This window comes from Acidimicrobium ferrooxidans DSM 10331 (assembly GCF_000023265.1).
GTDB lineage: Bacteria > Actinomycetota > Acidimicrobiia > Acidimicrobiales > Acidimicrobiaceae > Acidimicrobium > Acidimicrobium ferrooxidans.
Genome location: NC_013124.1, coordinates 232,863 through 247,676, shown reverse-complemented (window position 1 = coordinate 247,676; position 14,814 = coordinate 232,863). Strand labels below are relative to the sequence as shown.

General features: G+C 68.8%; 15 protein-coding genes and 1 tRNA gene. 8 read left to right on the top strand and 8 right to left on the bottom strand.

Going from position 1 to position 14,814, the window contains the following annotated elements; genetic code table 11:
- Positions 1-54: 54 nt before the first annotated feature.
- Positions 55-1,482: a type I glutamate--ammonia ligase gene (gene glnA / locus AFER_RS01260; protein WP_015797717.1), complete on the bottom strand. Its 1,428-nt coding sequence runs from the start codon at positions 1,480-1,482 to the stop codon at positions 55-57.
- A 149-nt stretch (positions 1,483-1,631) separates the two neighbouring features.
- On the opposite strand from glnA, the gene AFER_RS01255 reads away from it, so the two are divergent.
- Positions 1,632-2,975, top strand: a complete 1,344-nt coding sequence (locus AFER_RS01255) for a glutamine synthetase family protein (protein WP_015797716.1) — start codon at positions 1,632-1,634, stop codon at positions 2,973-2,975.
- Between the two features lies 1 nt (position 2,976).
- Entirely contained in the window at positions 2,977-3,630 is a 654-nt protein-coding gene (locus AFER_RS12745) for a winged helix-turn-helix domain-containing protein (RefSeq protein WP_015797715.1), read from the top strand.
- Positions 3,631-3,864: 234 nt separating this feature from the next.
- Here AFER_RS12745 and erpA read toward each other — a convergent pair whose 3' ends face one another.
- Together erpA and AFER_RS12825 are read right to left on the bottom strand one after the other, a co-directional pair.
- Positions 3,865-4,227, bottom strand: coding sequence for an iron-sulfur cluster insertion protein ErpA (gene erpA / locus AFER_RS01245; RefSeq protein WP_015797714.1), 363 nt, complete (start codon positions 4,225-4,227; stop codon positions 3,865-3,867).
- Positions 4,228-4,311: 84 nt separating this feature from the next.
- The gene (locus AFER_RS12825) at positions 4,312-4,584 is read right to left on the bottom strand and encodes a WhiB family transcriptional regulator (protein ID WP_015797713.1); all 273 of its coding nucleotides are present in this window, start codon (positions 4,582-4,584) and stop codon (positions 4,312-4,314) included.
- Positions 4,585-5,147: 563 nt separating this feature from the next.
- Here AFER_RS12825 and AFER_RS01230 point away from each other — a divergent pair.
- The 6 genes from AFER_RS01230 (at position 5,148) to AFER_RS01205 (ending at position 9,548) form a co-directional block, all read left to right on the top strand.
- On the top strand, positions 5,148-5,999 hold the full coding sequence (locus tag AFER_RS01230) for an ArsA family ATPase (protein WP_015797712.1): 852 nt from the start codon (positions 5,148-5,150) through the stop codon (positions 5,997-5,999).
- Positions 5,996-7,057, top strand: coding sequence for an ArsA family ATPase (locus AFER_RS01225; RefSeq protein ID WP_015797711.1), 1,062 nt, complete (start codon positions 5,996-5,998; stop codon positions 7,055-7,057). The genes AFER_RS01230 and AFER_RS01225 overlap by 4 nt, the downstream gene beginning before the upstream one ends.
- 12 nt (positions 7,058-7,069) lie before the next feature.
- A complete protein-coding gene (locus AFER_RS10705) occupies positions 7,070-7,540 on the top strand; it encodes a response regulator (RefSeq protein ID WP_015797710.1) in 471 nt (156 codons plus the stop codon).
- Positions 7,541-7,552: 12 nt separating this feature from the next.
- Positions 7,553-7,629, top strand: a tRNA-Pro gene (locus AFER_RS01215).
- Positions 7,630-8,445: an NUDIX hydrolase gene (locus tag AFER_RS01210; RefSeq protein WP_049755192.1), complete on the top strand. Its 816-nt coding sequence runs from the start codon at positions 7,630-7,632 to the stop codon at positions 8,443-8,445.
- A complete protein-coding gene (locus AFER_RS01205) occupies positions 8,442-9,548 on the top strand; it encodes a P-loop NTPase (protein WP_015797708.1) in 1,107 nt (368 codons plus the stop codon). The genes AFER_RS01210 and AFER_RS01205 overlap by 4 nt, the downstream gene beginning before the upstream one ends.
- Here the strand turns inward: AFER_RS01205 and AFER_RS01200 are convergent.
- From AFER_RS01200 to AFER_RS01180, 5 genes are read right to left on the bottom strand one after another with little or no spacing between them, the layout of a single operon-like run.
- The gene (locus AFER_RS01200) at positions 9,533-10,942 is read right to left on the bottom strand and encodes a M20/M25/M40 family metallo-hydrolase (RefSeq protein ID WP_015797707.1); all 1,410 of its coding nucleotides are present in this window, start codon (positions 10,940-10,942) and stop codon (positions 9,533-9,535) included. The genes AFER_RS01205 and AFER_RS01200 overlap by 16 nt on opposite strands.
- 11 nt (positions 10,943-10,953) lie before the next feature.
- Positions 10,954-12,372 carry an amidase gene (locus AFER_RS01195; RefSeq protein WP_015797706.1) on the bottom strand — a complete coding sequence of 473 codons (1,419 nt, stop codon included), beginning with the start codon at positions 12,370-12,372 and terminating at the stop codon, positions 10,954-10,956.
- 33 nt (positions 12,373-12,405) lie between these two features.
- On the bottom strand, positions 12,406-12,588 hold the full coding sequence (locus tag AFER_RS01190) for a hypothetical protein (protein ID WP_041661609.1): 183 nt from the start codon (positions 12,586-12,588) through the stop codon (positions 12,406-12,408).
- A complete protein-coding gene (locus AFER_RS01185; protein ID WP_015797705.1) occupies positions 12,585-14,141 on the bottom strand; it encodes an acyl-CoA carboxylase subunit beta in 1,557 nt (518 codons plus the stop codon). Before AFER_RS01185 ends, AFER_RS01190 begins: the two co-directional genes overlap by 4 nt.
- A complete protein-coding gene (locus AFER_RS01180) occupies positions 14,138-14,752 on the bottom strand; it encodes a biotin transporter BioY (RefSeq protein WP_015797704.1) in 615 nt (204 codons plus the stop codon). The genes AFER_RS01185 and AFER_RS01180 overlap by 4 nt, the downstream gene beginning before the upstream one ends.
- Positions 14,753-14,814 lie beyond the last annotated feature (62 nt).

Here is a 14,814-nt window from a genome sequence, read left to right as displayed (position 1 = left end):
CGAGGCCCCGCTCGCCCGAGGACGAGCAGGGCCTCGCGAAGGATCAACGACGCGCTAGGCGTCGTAGTACAGCGCGAACTCGTAGGGGTGCGGGCGAAGCCGAATGGCGTCGACCTCCTCGGCACGCTTGTAGGCGATCCAGGTGTCGATCAGGTCCTGCGAGAAGACACCCCCCTCGAGCAGGTAGTCGTGATCGGCCTCGAGAGCAGCCAGCGAGCCCTCCAGCGACGACGGGACCGTCGGCAGAGCCCGGGCTTCGTCCGGCGGCAAGTCGAACAGGTCGCGATCGTCGGGTCCGGCCGGCTCGATCTTGTTGCGGATGCCATCGAGCCCCGCGAGCAGCATGGCCGAGAACGCGAGGTAGGGGTTCGCCATCGCGTCTGGGCAGCGGAACTCGACACGCTTCGCCTTCGGCGAGAGCGAGTACATCGGGATGCGACAGGCCGCGGAACGGTTCCGCTGCGAGAACACCAGGTTGACCGGAGCCTCGTAACCGGGTACCAAGCGCTTGTAGGAGTTCGTCGTCGGCGCCGCGAAGGCGAGGATCGACGGCGCGTGCGCGAGGATGCCACCGATGTAGTGGAGCGCCAGCTCGCTCAGGTCGGCATACCCCCCCGACTCGTAGAAGAGCGGCTCACCGTCGCGCCACAACGACTGGTGCGTGTGCATGCCCGAGCCGTTGTCCTGGAACAGCGGCTTCGGCATGAAAGTCGCGGTGTAGCCACCCTGCTGGGCGACGGACTTCACGACGTACTTGTAGAGCATGAGCTTGTCGGCCATGGCGAGCAGGGTGTCATAGCGCATGTCGATCTCGGCCTGCCCTGCCGTGGCGACCTCGTGGTGCTGCACCTCGATCTCGATGCCGAGCGCCTGCATGGTGAGCACCATCTCCGACCGGAGGTCTTGGAACTTGTCCATTGGGGGTACGGGGAAGTAGCCGCGCTTGAAGGGAATCTTGCCGCCGAGGTTCGAGCCCTGCTCGTTACGGTCGGTGTTCCACGCACCCTCGATGGAGTCGACCACGTACGATGCCGAGTGCTCGTCCTGGTGGTAGCGGACGTCGTCGAAGATGAAGAACTCGGCCTCGGGACCGAAGTAGGCCGTGTCCGCGATCCCGCTCGCGCGCAGGTGCTCCTCCGCAGCCGCTGCGACGCGACGCGGGTCACGATCGTAGGGCTGGCCGGTCACCGGATCGTAGATGAAGCAGTTCAGCACCAGCGTGCGGTGCTTGCGGAACGGATCGAGGTACGCCGAGCGGGGATCTGGCTTCAAGATCATGTCCGATTCGTTGATCGTCTTGAAGCCACGAATCGAGGACCCGTCGAACCCGAACCCCTCCTCGAAGGAATCCTCGGTGAGCTGTCGGATCGGCACTGAAAAGTGCTGCATCGTTCCTGGAAGGTCGCAGAAGCGAAGGTCGACCATCTCGACCCCCTGCTCCTCGGCCATCGCGATCACCTCGTGTGGTGCGCGTGGTTGCATGGGCTCCTCCATCCGTCGCCGTTGCTCGCCCAACCTATGGCCAGCGAGCACGCAGACCGGAGAGCCATGTGAACTCCGAGTTAAATGCTCGGGGCGCGACGAGCGATCCAGGGACGTCCCCCGTAGCATGACCGCGAAGGAGGTGGCCCGTGCCGGACCAGCGCAGTGTCGGCGTCGACTACGTCCGTCACATGGCCGAGGATCGCCGGGTGAAGTTCATCCAGCTCTGGTTCACCGATGTGCTCGGCATCCCACGAGCCTTCCAAATCACGCAGGCAGAACTTGCCACCGCCCTCGACGAGGGCATGACCTTCGACGGATCGGCCATCGACGGCTTCTCACGCATCCACGAGGCCGACGTGCTCGCCATGCCCGACCCGGCCACGTTCAGCGTGGTGCCGGGCCTACCGAGCACCGCGAGGATGTTCTGCGACATCTTGAACCTCGATCGAACGCCCTTCGAAGGTTGCCCCCGCAACGTCCTGCGTCGCCAGATCGACCGCGCCCGACAGCAGGGCTACCTCGTCCACGCAGCCCCCGAACTCGAGTACTTCTACCTCCGCGAGACCACCCCGGGACACTGGGAGCCCCTCGACCACGGCTCGTACTTCGAGCTGCGATTGAACGACCTCGGGAGCGAGCTGCGCCGCGAGGCGGTCGTGGTACTCGAAGAGCTCGGCATCCCCGTCAAGCACTCTCAGCACGAGGATGCGCCGTCTCAGCACGAGATCGACCTCGCGCCCGACGAGGTCCTGCAGATGGCCGACGCCGTCATCAGCGCGAGACTCGTCGTCACCGAGACCGCACGGGCCAAGGGCATCACCGCCTCGTTCATGCCCAAACCGTTCGAGGGGCTCCAAGGGTCCGGCATGCACACCCACCTAGCCCTCTACGACCGTCACGACGAAGAACACAACGCCTTCTTCGACCCCGAGGCTCCCGATGGTCTCTCGCGCCGGGCACGATCGTTCGTCGCGGGACTCCTGCGGCACGCTCGGGAGATCACCGCGGTGACCAACCAGTGGGTGAACTCCTACAAGCGCCTCGTCCCTGGCTTCGAGGCGCCGATGCACGTCGCGTGGGCACGCAACAACCGCTCCGCGCTCGTGAGGGTTCCAAGTCCCGAAGCAGCTCGTGGGGAGGACACGTTCGTCGAGTACCGCGCACCCGATGCCGGCGCCAATCCCTATCTCGCACTCGCGCTCATGGTTGCAGCCGGCCTCCAAGGCATCGAACAGGGCTACGAGCTGCCTCCGGAGGTCCACGACAACCTCTTCACCATGCCCGAGCGCGAGCTCGCCTCACTCGGGATCGCCCGTCTTCCCCAGACACTCTCAGAAGCGCTGGAAGAGCTCGAAGCGTCGCCCCTGGTTCGCTCGGTTCTCGGCGACCACGTCACCGAGTGGTTCCTCCGCAACAAGCGAGACGAGTGGCGCGCTTCGGCGAGTCAAGTCTCCGACGCCGAACGAGCCCGCTACCTCACGCTGATCTGACATGGAGCAGCTCGCGATCATCTCGCCGCAGCACGCGACGCGCATCGCACAGCTCATCGGATGGACCAGCCATGAGGTGACGACCCTCGACGCACTGCCGCCGACCGTCGGACCACTCGTCGCAGCGGTCGTCGACGGAACCACCGGGCTCGAATGGGCGCTCGGAACCGCCCGGGAACTCAAGCGCCGCCTCGCCCCCCCGCCACCCATTCTCCTCCTCGTCGAGCGCCACCAGGTCGACGACCTCGCGCTCCGCGAGGGCCTGCTCGACGACTTCGCGGTGTCGCCGTTCGACGCCAGGGAGCTCACCATGCGCATTCGGCACCTCCTCGTGCGCTTCGGACGCGGCGACGTGAGGACCGTCATTCGCTATGGCCCGCTCACGCTTGAGCTCGACACCTACCATGCCTCGATCAACGGGACCGCGCTGGATCTCACCTACATGGAGTACGAGCTCCTCAAGTTCCTCGCATCGCACCCGGGCAAGGTCTTCTCCCGTGAGACCCTGCTCTCGCGGGTGTGGGGCTACGAATACTACGGGGGCGCACGAACCGTCGACGTCCACGTGCGACGGCTACGCGCCAAACTCGGCGAAGCGCACGAGCACCTCATTCACACCGTACGCTCGGTCGGCTACCGCTTCGGCGACGCCTGACCGGGTCCCGACCACGACTGGGTCGACCAATCCCACCCATTGCGCCCCCTCCGCGCGTCGGCCCCGCTGCCTCCTGGCGCTGCCAGCCCAGACATCGAAGCCACGCCAACTGGACACTGCTGCCGAGCCACGGCCCCCTCCACCCCTCCGATGCGACCCGGAGGGGAACTCACAGCAACGAGCCGGGCAGCCCCAGAGGGCTGCCCGGCTCGTGACGAGACCGAACGAGGCGGGTTAGGAGAACGACGAACCGCAGCCGCACGTGCGCGTTGCGTTCGGATTCGAGATGTGGAACCCAGCTCCCTGCAGACCATCGACGAAGTCGAGGACAGAGCCACGAATCAACTCTGCCGACTGCGGATCGACCACGACCCGCACTCCACCGAACTCTGCTTCGATGTCATCGCTCGCACGCTCGGAATCGAAGAACATGTCGTAGCTATAACCAGAGCAGCCCCCGGGCGCCACCGCCACACGAAGGAACAATGACGCGGCGTCGTCCTCCTGCGCGATCAACTCGGCGACCTTGCGAACCGCCGAATCCGTCAGCGAGATCACCGAAGGGCGCTTACCGATCTTCACACTCGTGACTGCCATGAGCCCTCCTCACCTTGGTGCAGCCGATTGCCCAACCAGCGTGCCTGTCCAAAGTATACCGCATGCCCTCGATCAGGCCCGGGATCACACGACGAGTCGCACGCGACGCTGGGCGCGCAAGATGGCCTTGCGTTCAAGTTCCGTACGTCCGCCCCAGATGCCGCGCGTCTCTCGATTTTCCAGCGCCCATTCGAGGCACTCTCCCGCGACCGGGCACCGCGCACAAATCCGCTTGGCTGACGCCTCGCGCTGTCGTCGCTGTGCGAGCCCTTCCATGCGAGGATCTTCCGGCGGGAAGAAGACGTCGAACCCGACTCCCCGACACTGGGCTCGCTCCCTCCAGGACTCCGATCGCATAGCACGCCCCCCTCCAGCTCATCGATCGGTCCGACGCCACGACGTCAGACCACCCTACGCCAACGTAGCCATACCGACTGTCGGTATCGACCTCACACGCGCCCACCCGCCGACCATCTGATGCGGCGAACGTGCGAGCACCCCCACGCGCACCGGCGACGCCCACACCACATGCTCGCCTGTGCACGGGAGCGTTCTACGCCCCACGCCCGAGGGGTCGCTCCCCGCATCGCCATGGCATGGTGCCCAGCGAGCGCCCGAGTCGACTCGATCGCCGAGGCGTACATCGGAGCCCGGTCGATCTCCACACACCGAGCACGTCGGCTCACTCGCCCCCCTCCAGCACGCCGCTCCTGCTCGACATCAGCCGCATCATCTTCGCACCGCCCCTCCGAGTCGGTCACGACGACACGCCCCGTCCACTCCATCCACCTCGTCGCTTTGTCCGTACCTCTTGTCGGGCAGCCTATGCAGCCTTCGCTCGGGCTGTCAAGGGTCGTGTGACGTCCGCGTCACAACTGTGTGCACATGCTCGAGCCCTGCGCCGGCTCTAGGGTGGAGGCATGGACGTCGACACCGCGCGCATCCGTCTCGGCGCGCTCGTCGGCGACCCTCGACTCGTCATCGTCACCGGCAAAGGCGGGACGGGCAAGACGACCGTGTCCCTCCTCGTCGGCCTCTTGGCCGAGCGTGCAGGCCTTCGACCGCTCGTCGTCCACGTCGACGACGCACCGCGCCAGCACCCCGAGGTTCGCGCGGTCACCCTGCGCCCCGAGGCAGTGATGCTCGAATACCTCGAGACGCACGGCTTCGGCGCCCTCGCCGGGCGGCTGGTGCAGGCCGGGGTGCTCGACGCCGTCGCGACCGCGATCCCGGGTATTCGCGACCTCCTCCTGCTCGCCAAGGTCAAGCAGCTCGTCAACGCGGCGACCCTGGATCTCGTGATCCTCGACGCGCCAGCGTCCGGCCATGCCCTCTCCTTGCTGAGTTCTCCCGAGGGGCTCGCCGATATCGCGTCCGATGGACCGATCGCCCAGCAGAGCGCCGAGGTCATCGAACTCCTAGGAGACCACGACACCACCGGAGCCCTCGTCGTGACCATCCCAGAGGAGACGCCGATCGCCGAGACGCGCGAGCTCCTCGAGGCGCTCCCGACGCGCGCCGACATCAACGTCCTCTCGGTCGTGGTCAATCAGATGCCCCTTGCGCCGCCTGCGGGATCAGCTCGACCAGGCTCTCGAGAGGCAACCGCCGCCAGCTACCTCCGCCAGCGGTGGGCGCTCGCCCAGACGCAGCTCGAAGGGGCCCGCGACGTCCTCGGAGCGCGCAGCTTCGTCCTGCCGCACCTCGATCTCGTTCCCCACGGCCACTTCCTCGACGCGCTGGCCGACCACCTCGAGCAGGTCGAGCCGTGACGACGCTCACCGGTGCACTCCAGCCGTTCGAGACGATCGTGGTGGTCGGGGCGGGCGGCGTCGGCAAGACGACGACGGCGGCTGCCATCGGCGCACTCCTTGCGAGTTCGCGGCGAACGTGCGTACTCACCGTCGATCCGGCCAGACGCCTTGCGGACGCGCTCGGCCTCGTGGGGGTCGGCAACGACCCGGTCACCGTCGAGGTGGGGAGCGCACGCTTCGACGTGGTCATGCTGGACGCCCAGGCTACCTTCGAGGCGATGGTCCGGCGAGGGGCGAACTCGCCCGAGCAGGTCGCCGAGGTCCTCTCGAGTCCGGTCTACGCGAGCCTCGTCTCACGACTGTCGGGGACCCAGGAGTACATGGCCTTCGAGCGCCTGTGGGAGCTGCGAGCCACGGGCCGCTACGACGTCATCGTGGTCGACACACCGCCCGCGCAGTGGGCCATCGACTTCCTGCACGCACCGAGTCGACTCGCCCGATTCCTCGACAATCGGGTCTTTCGTCTCCTCCTTCGCCAACCGCCGCTCCTGTTGCGACCGCTGGCACTCGCCACCCGCAGCCTCGTTCGTCAGATCGCCTCTGTGGTGGGCGCCCAAGTGGTCGACGACACTATCGCGTTCTTCCAGGCGTTCGGAGGACTCGAAGGGGCCTTTCGCGAGCGCGCCACCCAGACCGAGGAGCTGCTCGCCTCCGCGAGAACGGGCTACCTGCTCGTGACCACGATCCACGAGGACGCCATGGCGGTGGCGGGTCGGCTGCGCACGGCGCTCGGTGAGCTCGAACGCGACGTTCGCGCCGTGGTCGTCAACCGTCTGCCGCCCGATCTCGGCTCGCTCCCGAGCGACCCCGACGCGCCTCCGGACCTGCGTCGCGCTGCCATGGGACTCCTCGACGCACGCCGAGGCGGTCTCGGGCGCGTGCGCGAGACCCTCGGCCCGGTCGACCTACTCGCGGTCGACGATCTCGCCGAGCCGATCGCGTCGGTCGAGGCCCTCGGACGCCTCGGCGCACGGCTTGGCGAGCGCGAGCTGGAATCTGCGAGCCCCGAACACTAGGATCATCGGCGCATGGCACGGATCCTGATCGCAACCGACGCTCCGGAAGTCCGCGACGAGCTCGTTGCAACACTCGCCGACGGCGACTACGAACTCTGGGGCGTGGACGAAGGACGTCGCGTTCGGCGTGCGGTCGCCGAACTCGACCCCGAACTCGTCGTGCTCGACGCCCACATCGGCACGATGGGCGGTATCGCCTGCACGGTGGACCTTCGGCTCGAAGCCGACGCCGGCCGACTCCGGCCGACGCGCGTCCTGCTGCTGCTCGATCGTCGGGCGGACGTCTTCACGGCCAAACGCGCTCGTGTCGACGGCTTCGTCGTGAGGCCCGCAAGCCCGGTCCTCATCCGGACGGCCGTCCGCGAGGTCCTCGAGGGCGGTGTGTTCATCGACCACTCCTACCAGCCCGTCCTGGCGCCGGTGCCGGCGAGCTCCGTCGCGCTCGGCGTCGCTGGCGCAGCAGCCCCGGAGGAGCTGGCGTAGACTAAGCCACACCGGGAAGTAGCGCAGTTTGGCAGCGCGCAGCGTTCGGGACGCTGAGGTCGCGGGTTCAAATCCCGCCTTCCCGACCAGTGACTGACGAACTTCGTCCCGCCTCGACGGTGATGGTGCTGCGCGACAACCCGACGACCGGGCTCGAGGTGCTCATGCTCCGTCGATCGAAGGACGCCGCGTTCGTCGCGAGCACCTACGTGTTCCCGGGCGGGTCGCTCGACGCCGAGGACGAAGCGCTCGTCGCCGACGGTCTCGTGCGCTCGGGTGCCGACCTCGCAGCGCACATGCCCGACGAGCCCCGTGCTGCGGCCCTCGGTGTCGCCGCGGTCCGCGAAGCGTTCGAAGAAGCGGGCGTGCTGTTGGGTGCCCAGGTGTCGCTCGGGGCCGATCGTCTGGGCGAACTGCGCCAGCGTCTGCTCGCCGGCACCATCGGCTTCCGCGAGGTCGTGCGAGCGGTCGAGGGAATCGACGTGGCCGTGCTCGGCTACGTCGCCCACTGGGTGACCCCGGCTGGGAGTCCACGGCGCTTCGACACGCGCTTCTTCGTGGCAGCAGCGCCGAGCGACCAGGACGCGTCCGCCGACGCCGGGGAGGTCACCGAGGCTCGCTGGCTCGCGCCGAGCCAAGCCCTCCGAGACCACGAGGCAGGTGCGCTCCCCATGGTCCCGCCGACGGTGGCGAACGTCACGTTCCTCGCCGACGTGGGCTCGGTCGCCGAGGCACTCGCACGGGCCCGAGCGCTCGAGCGGGTGCCGCGGATCGAGCCGCGCCTCTGGCGCGACGGCGACGTCGTTCGCATCCTCTTGCCCGGCGACCCACGCTATGGGCTCGTCGAGCCCACGCGACTCGCCCCTGGCGAGACACTGCCGGTCGAGTCGGCGGGTGAGCCATGACGGCCGGCGTCGACATCGACGAACTCCGAGCTCGCATCGGCGCGATTCGCGACCCTGAGCTCGACGCGACCCTCTCCGAACTCGGCATGCTCGGCGATGTCACGGTCACGGCAACGACGGTTCGCGTGGGGATCGCCCTCACCACGCTCGGCTGTCCAGCGCGCGCTCGCTTCCGAGGGGAGATCGGGGCCATCGTCGACGAGCTCGCCCCCGGACGATCGCTCATCGTCGACGAAACCGAACTCGACCATGCCGGACGTGCGCGCGCCATGCGCGCCGCGCGGGCCGCAGCTCAGCGCCGGGCCGAGGTTCCGGCCGCGCTGCTCGGCACCGACGTCATCGCCGTCGCCTCGGGCAAGGGCGGTGTCGGCAAGTCGACGGTGGCGCACGCCCTGGCACGTGCGCTGACACACGGTGGCAACGCGGTCGGACTGCTGGACGCCGACATCTGGGGCTTCTCGCAGCCCCACCTCACCGAACGACGCGAACGCCTCGTCGCGCGAGGGACCAGCGATCGCTGGGAGATCGAGCCGGCCCGCATCGAGGTCGACGACGGCGAACTCCGACTCGTGTCCATGGGGCTCCTCGTCGACGACGCCGACGACGCCATCATGTGGCGAGGCCCCATGCTCGCTCGCGCGCTCGAGCACTTCGTGGCCGACGTCGCCTGGGGCCAGCCCAGCACCCTCGTCGTGGATCTGCCGCCGGGCACGGGCGACGTCCCGCTCGCGCTGGCACGCCTGCTGCCAGATGCCCGGGTGGTCGTGGTCACCACGCCCTCCCCGCTCGCCGTCGAGGTCGCCGTACGTGCTGGGACCTTTGCCCGCAAGGCGAACCTCGACGTCCTCGGCGTCATCGAGAACCTGTCCTGGCTCCGATGCGAACACGGAGACCTCATCCGACCCTTCGGAGAAGGGGGCGGAACCTTGCTCGCGCAGCGCCTCGGCGTACCGCTGCTCGCCACGCTCCCGATCGGTCTCGTCGACGACGATGTGCGTGTGGTGGCCGAGACCATCACCAGAGAGCTCGCCGCACGCTCCGACCACTGCTCCGCCCGCCTGTGGGCTTACGCTCGGCTGGCACAGCCTCAGAACGATCGCTGAGCGAGTGCGCCGAGCGCCTCGGCCAGGCTGACCGCCACGCCGGTCGCGGCCGGCAGCTCGAGCACTTCGTCGGGCCCGTGCGCGTTCGACGTCGGGGCGAGCGCTCCGGTCGCGACGATCGGTACGCCAGGGAAGCGCTCGCCCAGCGACGCGAGGAACGGGATCGACCCACCGACCCCCACCGATCGCGGGGGCTCACCGAAGCTCGCGATCGACCCGCGAGCCAGCGCATCGGCGAGCCAGTCCGGGAGGGCCGCCCCCGCCCAGCCCTGCGCGGGGGCCTCCGGCGTGACGCGCACACGCGCGCCGTTGGGAGGATCGGCGCTCAGGGTCGCCACCAACGCATCGAGGGCGCGGACCGCATCGACGTCGGGTGGGATGCGCACCGACAGCTTGGCGGTGAGTGACGGGCGCAGCACGTTGCCGCCCGTGTCCACGCTCGGCACCCCGTCGATGCCGGTGAGCGCGATCGCCGTGCCCCAGCTCTGGCGGAGCAGTCGTTCGACCGGGTCCGCCCCCTCGAGGCGTACGCCCTCGAGGAGGGGGTAGGCACCGGCGAACGGATCTCCCAGCGCCTCGACGAGGGCGCGGGCCGCCTCACGCACGGGCTCGGGGACCGCAGATCGCAGGGCATCGACACGAATGTCGCCGGTGACGGGATCCTCGAGCCGCTCGAGCAGGGCCCGTAGGATCCGGAAGGTCTCCGGTACGACCCCTCCAGCCTCACCGGAGTGGATGCCATGGTCGAGCACGGCGATGTCGACGACGACCACGAGGTTGCCCCGAAGCGACGAGGTCAGCCACAGCCGCTTTGTGTCGAGACCGCCTGCGTCCAAGCAGACGACGAGGTCCACCGGGCCGATGGTCGGGGCGAGGGCGTCGAGGTGCGCATCGAGGTCCGGGCTCCCGCTCTCTTCCGAGGTCTCGAAGAGTGCCCACACCGTCGGGGCATCCGCGCCCATCGCCCGCAGTCCCTCGAGTGCGGCGAGAACCGCCACGACGCTGTAGCCGTCATCGACCACGCCGCGGCCAACCAGCCTCTCGCCGTGACGCACCACACGATGGGGATCGCTCCCGTCACGCCACGGGCCGACGGCCGGCTGCACGTCCAGATGGCCGTAGACGAGGGCGGTACCGTGCCCGCGCCCGGGGATGCGCACCGCCAGGGCGGGCGATCGGCCGGGGATCGTCTGGCGCACGATCTCGGTTCCTTCGAAACCAGCGGCCTCGACCGTCTCCGCAGCGAGGTCGATCGCGGCGGCGAGCGTGCCGTGGCGCTCCCACTCCGGATCGAACGCAGGTGAGAGACTGTTCAGGGCGACGAAGCGCTCGAGGAACGCGACACCGTGATCCTCGAGCCATCGGCGCACCCACACAGGGTCCGCAAGGGTCATGGGCTCGGATGCTAGCGCTGAACGGGAGGTCGTCGGGTGGTCCACTCGTAGACCTCCTCGAGTGCCGCCCCGAGCGCGAGCAGCGTCGCCTCGCCAGCGGGCGGTCCGACGAGCTGGACGCCGATGGGCAAGCCATCGACGTCGAGGTGCGTCGGGAGCGAGATCGCCGGCAGGCCAGCGATGTTCCACGGCAGGGTGAAGATCGCGAGCGACACCACCTCGAGCGCAGGGAGGCCGGTGTGGGCGGCCGCATGCGCCGCTTCGAGCACCGTACCGACCGGGGGAGGGGCGATCGCTGTCGTCGGTGTGAGGAGCACGTCGACGTCGCCTGGCAGGGCTGCCGCGAGGTCTGAGCCCGTGCGCTCGAGCACCATGAGCTGGCGAACCAGCTCGGTCGCCGGCAACGCCTTCGCCCGCTCGTACTCGGCCGCCGTATGGGGCTCGACCCGACTCCAATCGAGATCGTCGTGCTCGGCGACGCCTGCCCCAACGACCACCGAGACGGCCTCGATCAGCTCGTCGGGCAACGCGAGGGTCACCTCCCGAACCTCATGGCCGAGATCGGCGACGAGACGCGCAACCTCGCCGACCGCGAGCCGCCGGGCATCGTCGATCGGGAGGCCGAACGGTGGTTCGGTGACGACCCCCACACGCAGGCGCGTCGGCGCCACGTGCCAGCCACCGTCGCCGAACCCAGCGGGCGGCTGCGGGAGCCAGGCACCGCGACGCGGAGCGGCGAGCACCGCGAGACAGGCCGCCTGGTCACGGATGCTGCGCGTCACGACACCTTCCGTCGAGAGACCGAACCAGGGGGCCGAGCGCGCCGGCACACGACCTCGGCTCGGCTTGAGCCCCACGAGCCCGCACGCAGCGGCGGGGATCCGGAGCGATCCGCCACCGTCCGAACCATGGGCCACGGTGACCATGCCGCCGGCCACGGCTGCTGCCGCACCACCGCTCGAGCCGCCAGGGGTGCGCGACAGGTCCCACGGGTTCCGCGTGACCCCGTAGCGATCCCCTTCGGTCGCGGGCAGTTCGCCGAGCTCCGGTGTCGCGCTGCGCCCGACCAGGACGAACCCAGCCTCTTCGAGCGCCTCCACGGCGATCGAACTCCGGGCGCTCACCCCCTCCGGACCTCCCCACGAGCCGTAGGTGATCGGCCATCCCGCAACCGGGTGCAGGTCCTTCACTGGCAGCGGGACTCCGAGGAACGGTGCGGGGTCGTCGGCGTCGAGGCGCCGAGCCGCCCGCTCCGCCCGGCGGCGGGCGTCGTCTCGGTCCAGCCACACGATCGCCCCGAGCGCCGGGTTGCGCTCGTCGATCAGCTCCAGCGTCGCCTGGAGCACCTCGAGGACGCCCACCTCGCGACGGCGCAACGCGGCCGCAAGGCTCACGCCGTCGACATACGCAGCGAGATCGATGGTCGACACGGAGGCGAGGTTAGCTCGGCGGCAAGGCGTCTGTCACAGCGTCGGACGAGGTCGCTGACGGAGCGACAGGACGCCCTGGAGCCACCATCGGCGCTGGAAACGCCACCTGGTGTCGTCCTGGGCCGGCTCGGCCACAGCAGGCGACGACCTCGCCCGGTGCGCCCAGAGCGCAGCGACGACCGCAGCGAGTTCCTCCTCGGACGAGAGCTCGCTCACAGCGGCACATTCCCGTGCTTGCGCCGCGGCAGATCCTCTCGCTTGGTCTCGAGCATCGCGAGCGCACCGATGAGCACCCGTCGCGTGTCCGCCGGGTCGATGACGTCGTCGATGTAGCCGCGCTCGGCCGCGACGTAGGGGTTCGCGTAGCGCTCGGTGTATTCGTCGATGAGCTCGGACCGTCGACGGGTCGGATCCGCTGCGGCCGCGAGTTCGCGCCGGTGGATGACCTCCACCGCGCCCTGAGGGCCCATCACCGCAAGCTCGGCACTCGGCCAGGCGAAGGCGAAGTCCGCGCCGATCGACTTGGAGTTCATCACGACGTAGGCGCCGCCGTAGGCCTTGCGAGTGATCACCTGGATGCGAGGCACCGTGGCTTCGGAGAACGCATACAAGAGCTTGGCGCCGTGTCGGATGATTCCGCCGTACTCCTGGTCGACACCCGGAAGGAAGCCGGGGACGTCGACGAACGTCACCAGCGGGATGTTGAACGCATCGCACGTGCGCACGAAGCGTGCAGCCTTCTCCGAGGAGTCGATGTCGAGCACCCCGGCCAGCACCGAGGGCTGGTTCGCGACGATCCCGACGACCTTGCCGTCGAGCCGTGCGAAGCCGCAGGTGATGTTGCGCGCCCAGTGGGCGAAGTACTCCAGATACTCGCCATCGTCGACGACGGCCGCGATGACGTCGTGCATGTCGTAGGGCTGGTTGGGACTGTCGGGTACCACCTCGCGCAGGGACAGGACCTCGCGATCGGGATCGTCGGTCGCCTGCACGGCCGGCGGCATCTCGATGTTGTTCGACGGCAAGAACTCGAGCAGATAGCGCACCTCGTCGAGACAGCTCTTCTCATCCGGGAGCACGAAGGTCGCGACGCCCGACTTCGTCGCGTGACTCATGGCTCCGCCGAGCTCTTCGAGGGTGACCTCCTCGCCGGTCACCGTCTTGACCACATCGGGACCGGTGATGAACATGTGCGAGGTCCCCTCGACCATGAAGATGAAGTCCGTCATGGCCGGCGAGTACACCGCACCGCCAGCACAGGGGCCGAGGATGACGCTGATCTGCGGGATGACGCCCGAACTCGCGACGTTGCGACGAAAGATGCCCCCGTAAGAGTGCAAGGCGACCACGCCCTCTTGGATACGTGCGCCCGCGCCGTCGTTCAACCCGATCATGGGCACGCCGCACGCGGCAGCGAGGTCCATGACCTTGTGGATCTTCTCGGCGAACACCTCCCCGAGCGACCCGCCGAAGACGGTGAAGTCCTGCGAGAAGACGCAGACCTTGCGACCGTTCACCGTCCCGAAGCCGGTGATGACGCCGTCCGTGTAGGGCCGGCGCTCCTCCAGGCCAAGGCCGTGCGCCCGATGCCGCGCGAGCAGGTCGAGCTCTTGGAACGATCCCTCGTCAAGCAGGTAGAGGACTCGCTCGCGTGCGGTCATCTTGCCCTGGCTGTGCTGGCGCTCGACGGCACGCTCGCTGCCGGCGTGGTACGCCTCCTCACGACGCCGCCGCAGCTCCTCGAGCCGCTCCGCGACGGAGTGCGTCATGGACGCGACCCCTCGACACCACGTGCACCGAGACGGCGCAGTGCGAACCACGCTCCCGGCAGCAGGCCCGCCGCGAGCAGGACCTTGACGAGGTCCCCGACGACGAACGGCACCATGCCGAGTTCGAGCGCCCGTGGGAGCGAGACGCCGAGCGCGACGGCGAGCCAGGCGACACCGACGGCGTAGATGGCGAGGTTGCCGACCACCATCGCCACGATCGTGGTGAGCGGTCGACGATCCGCACCACGCGTTCCGAGCCAGCCCACGAAGGCCGCCGCAACCATGAAACCGACGATGTAACCGAACGATGGATCAGAGACCATGTGGAGGCCCCCCGTCGCTCCCGCGAACCACGGCACCCCCGCGAGCCCCACCGCGGCATAGAGCGCCGTGCCCGCCAAGGCGAGCCCCGGACCGAGCGCCAGGGCCCCGAGGAGGACGGCGAACGTCTGACCGGTGATCGGCACTGGCGTGAAGGGGAGCGGGATCGCCACCTGGGCGAGCACTCCGATGAAGGCCGCGTAGCCGACGACCGCCACGACACGCGCGAGCGCCCCGGGCGCGACGACGTCCCCGAGAGTCCTGGCTCGAACTACCCGCTCACTCAGCATCTCGCACACCTCCACTCCCCGAGTGCCGCGCTCAGTCTACGGGATCCACCCGAGGGCCCGCA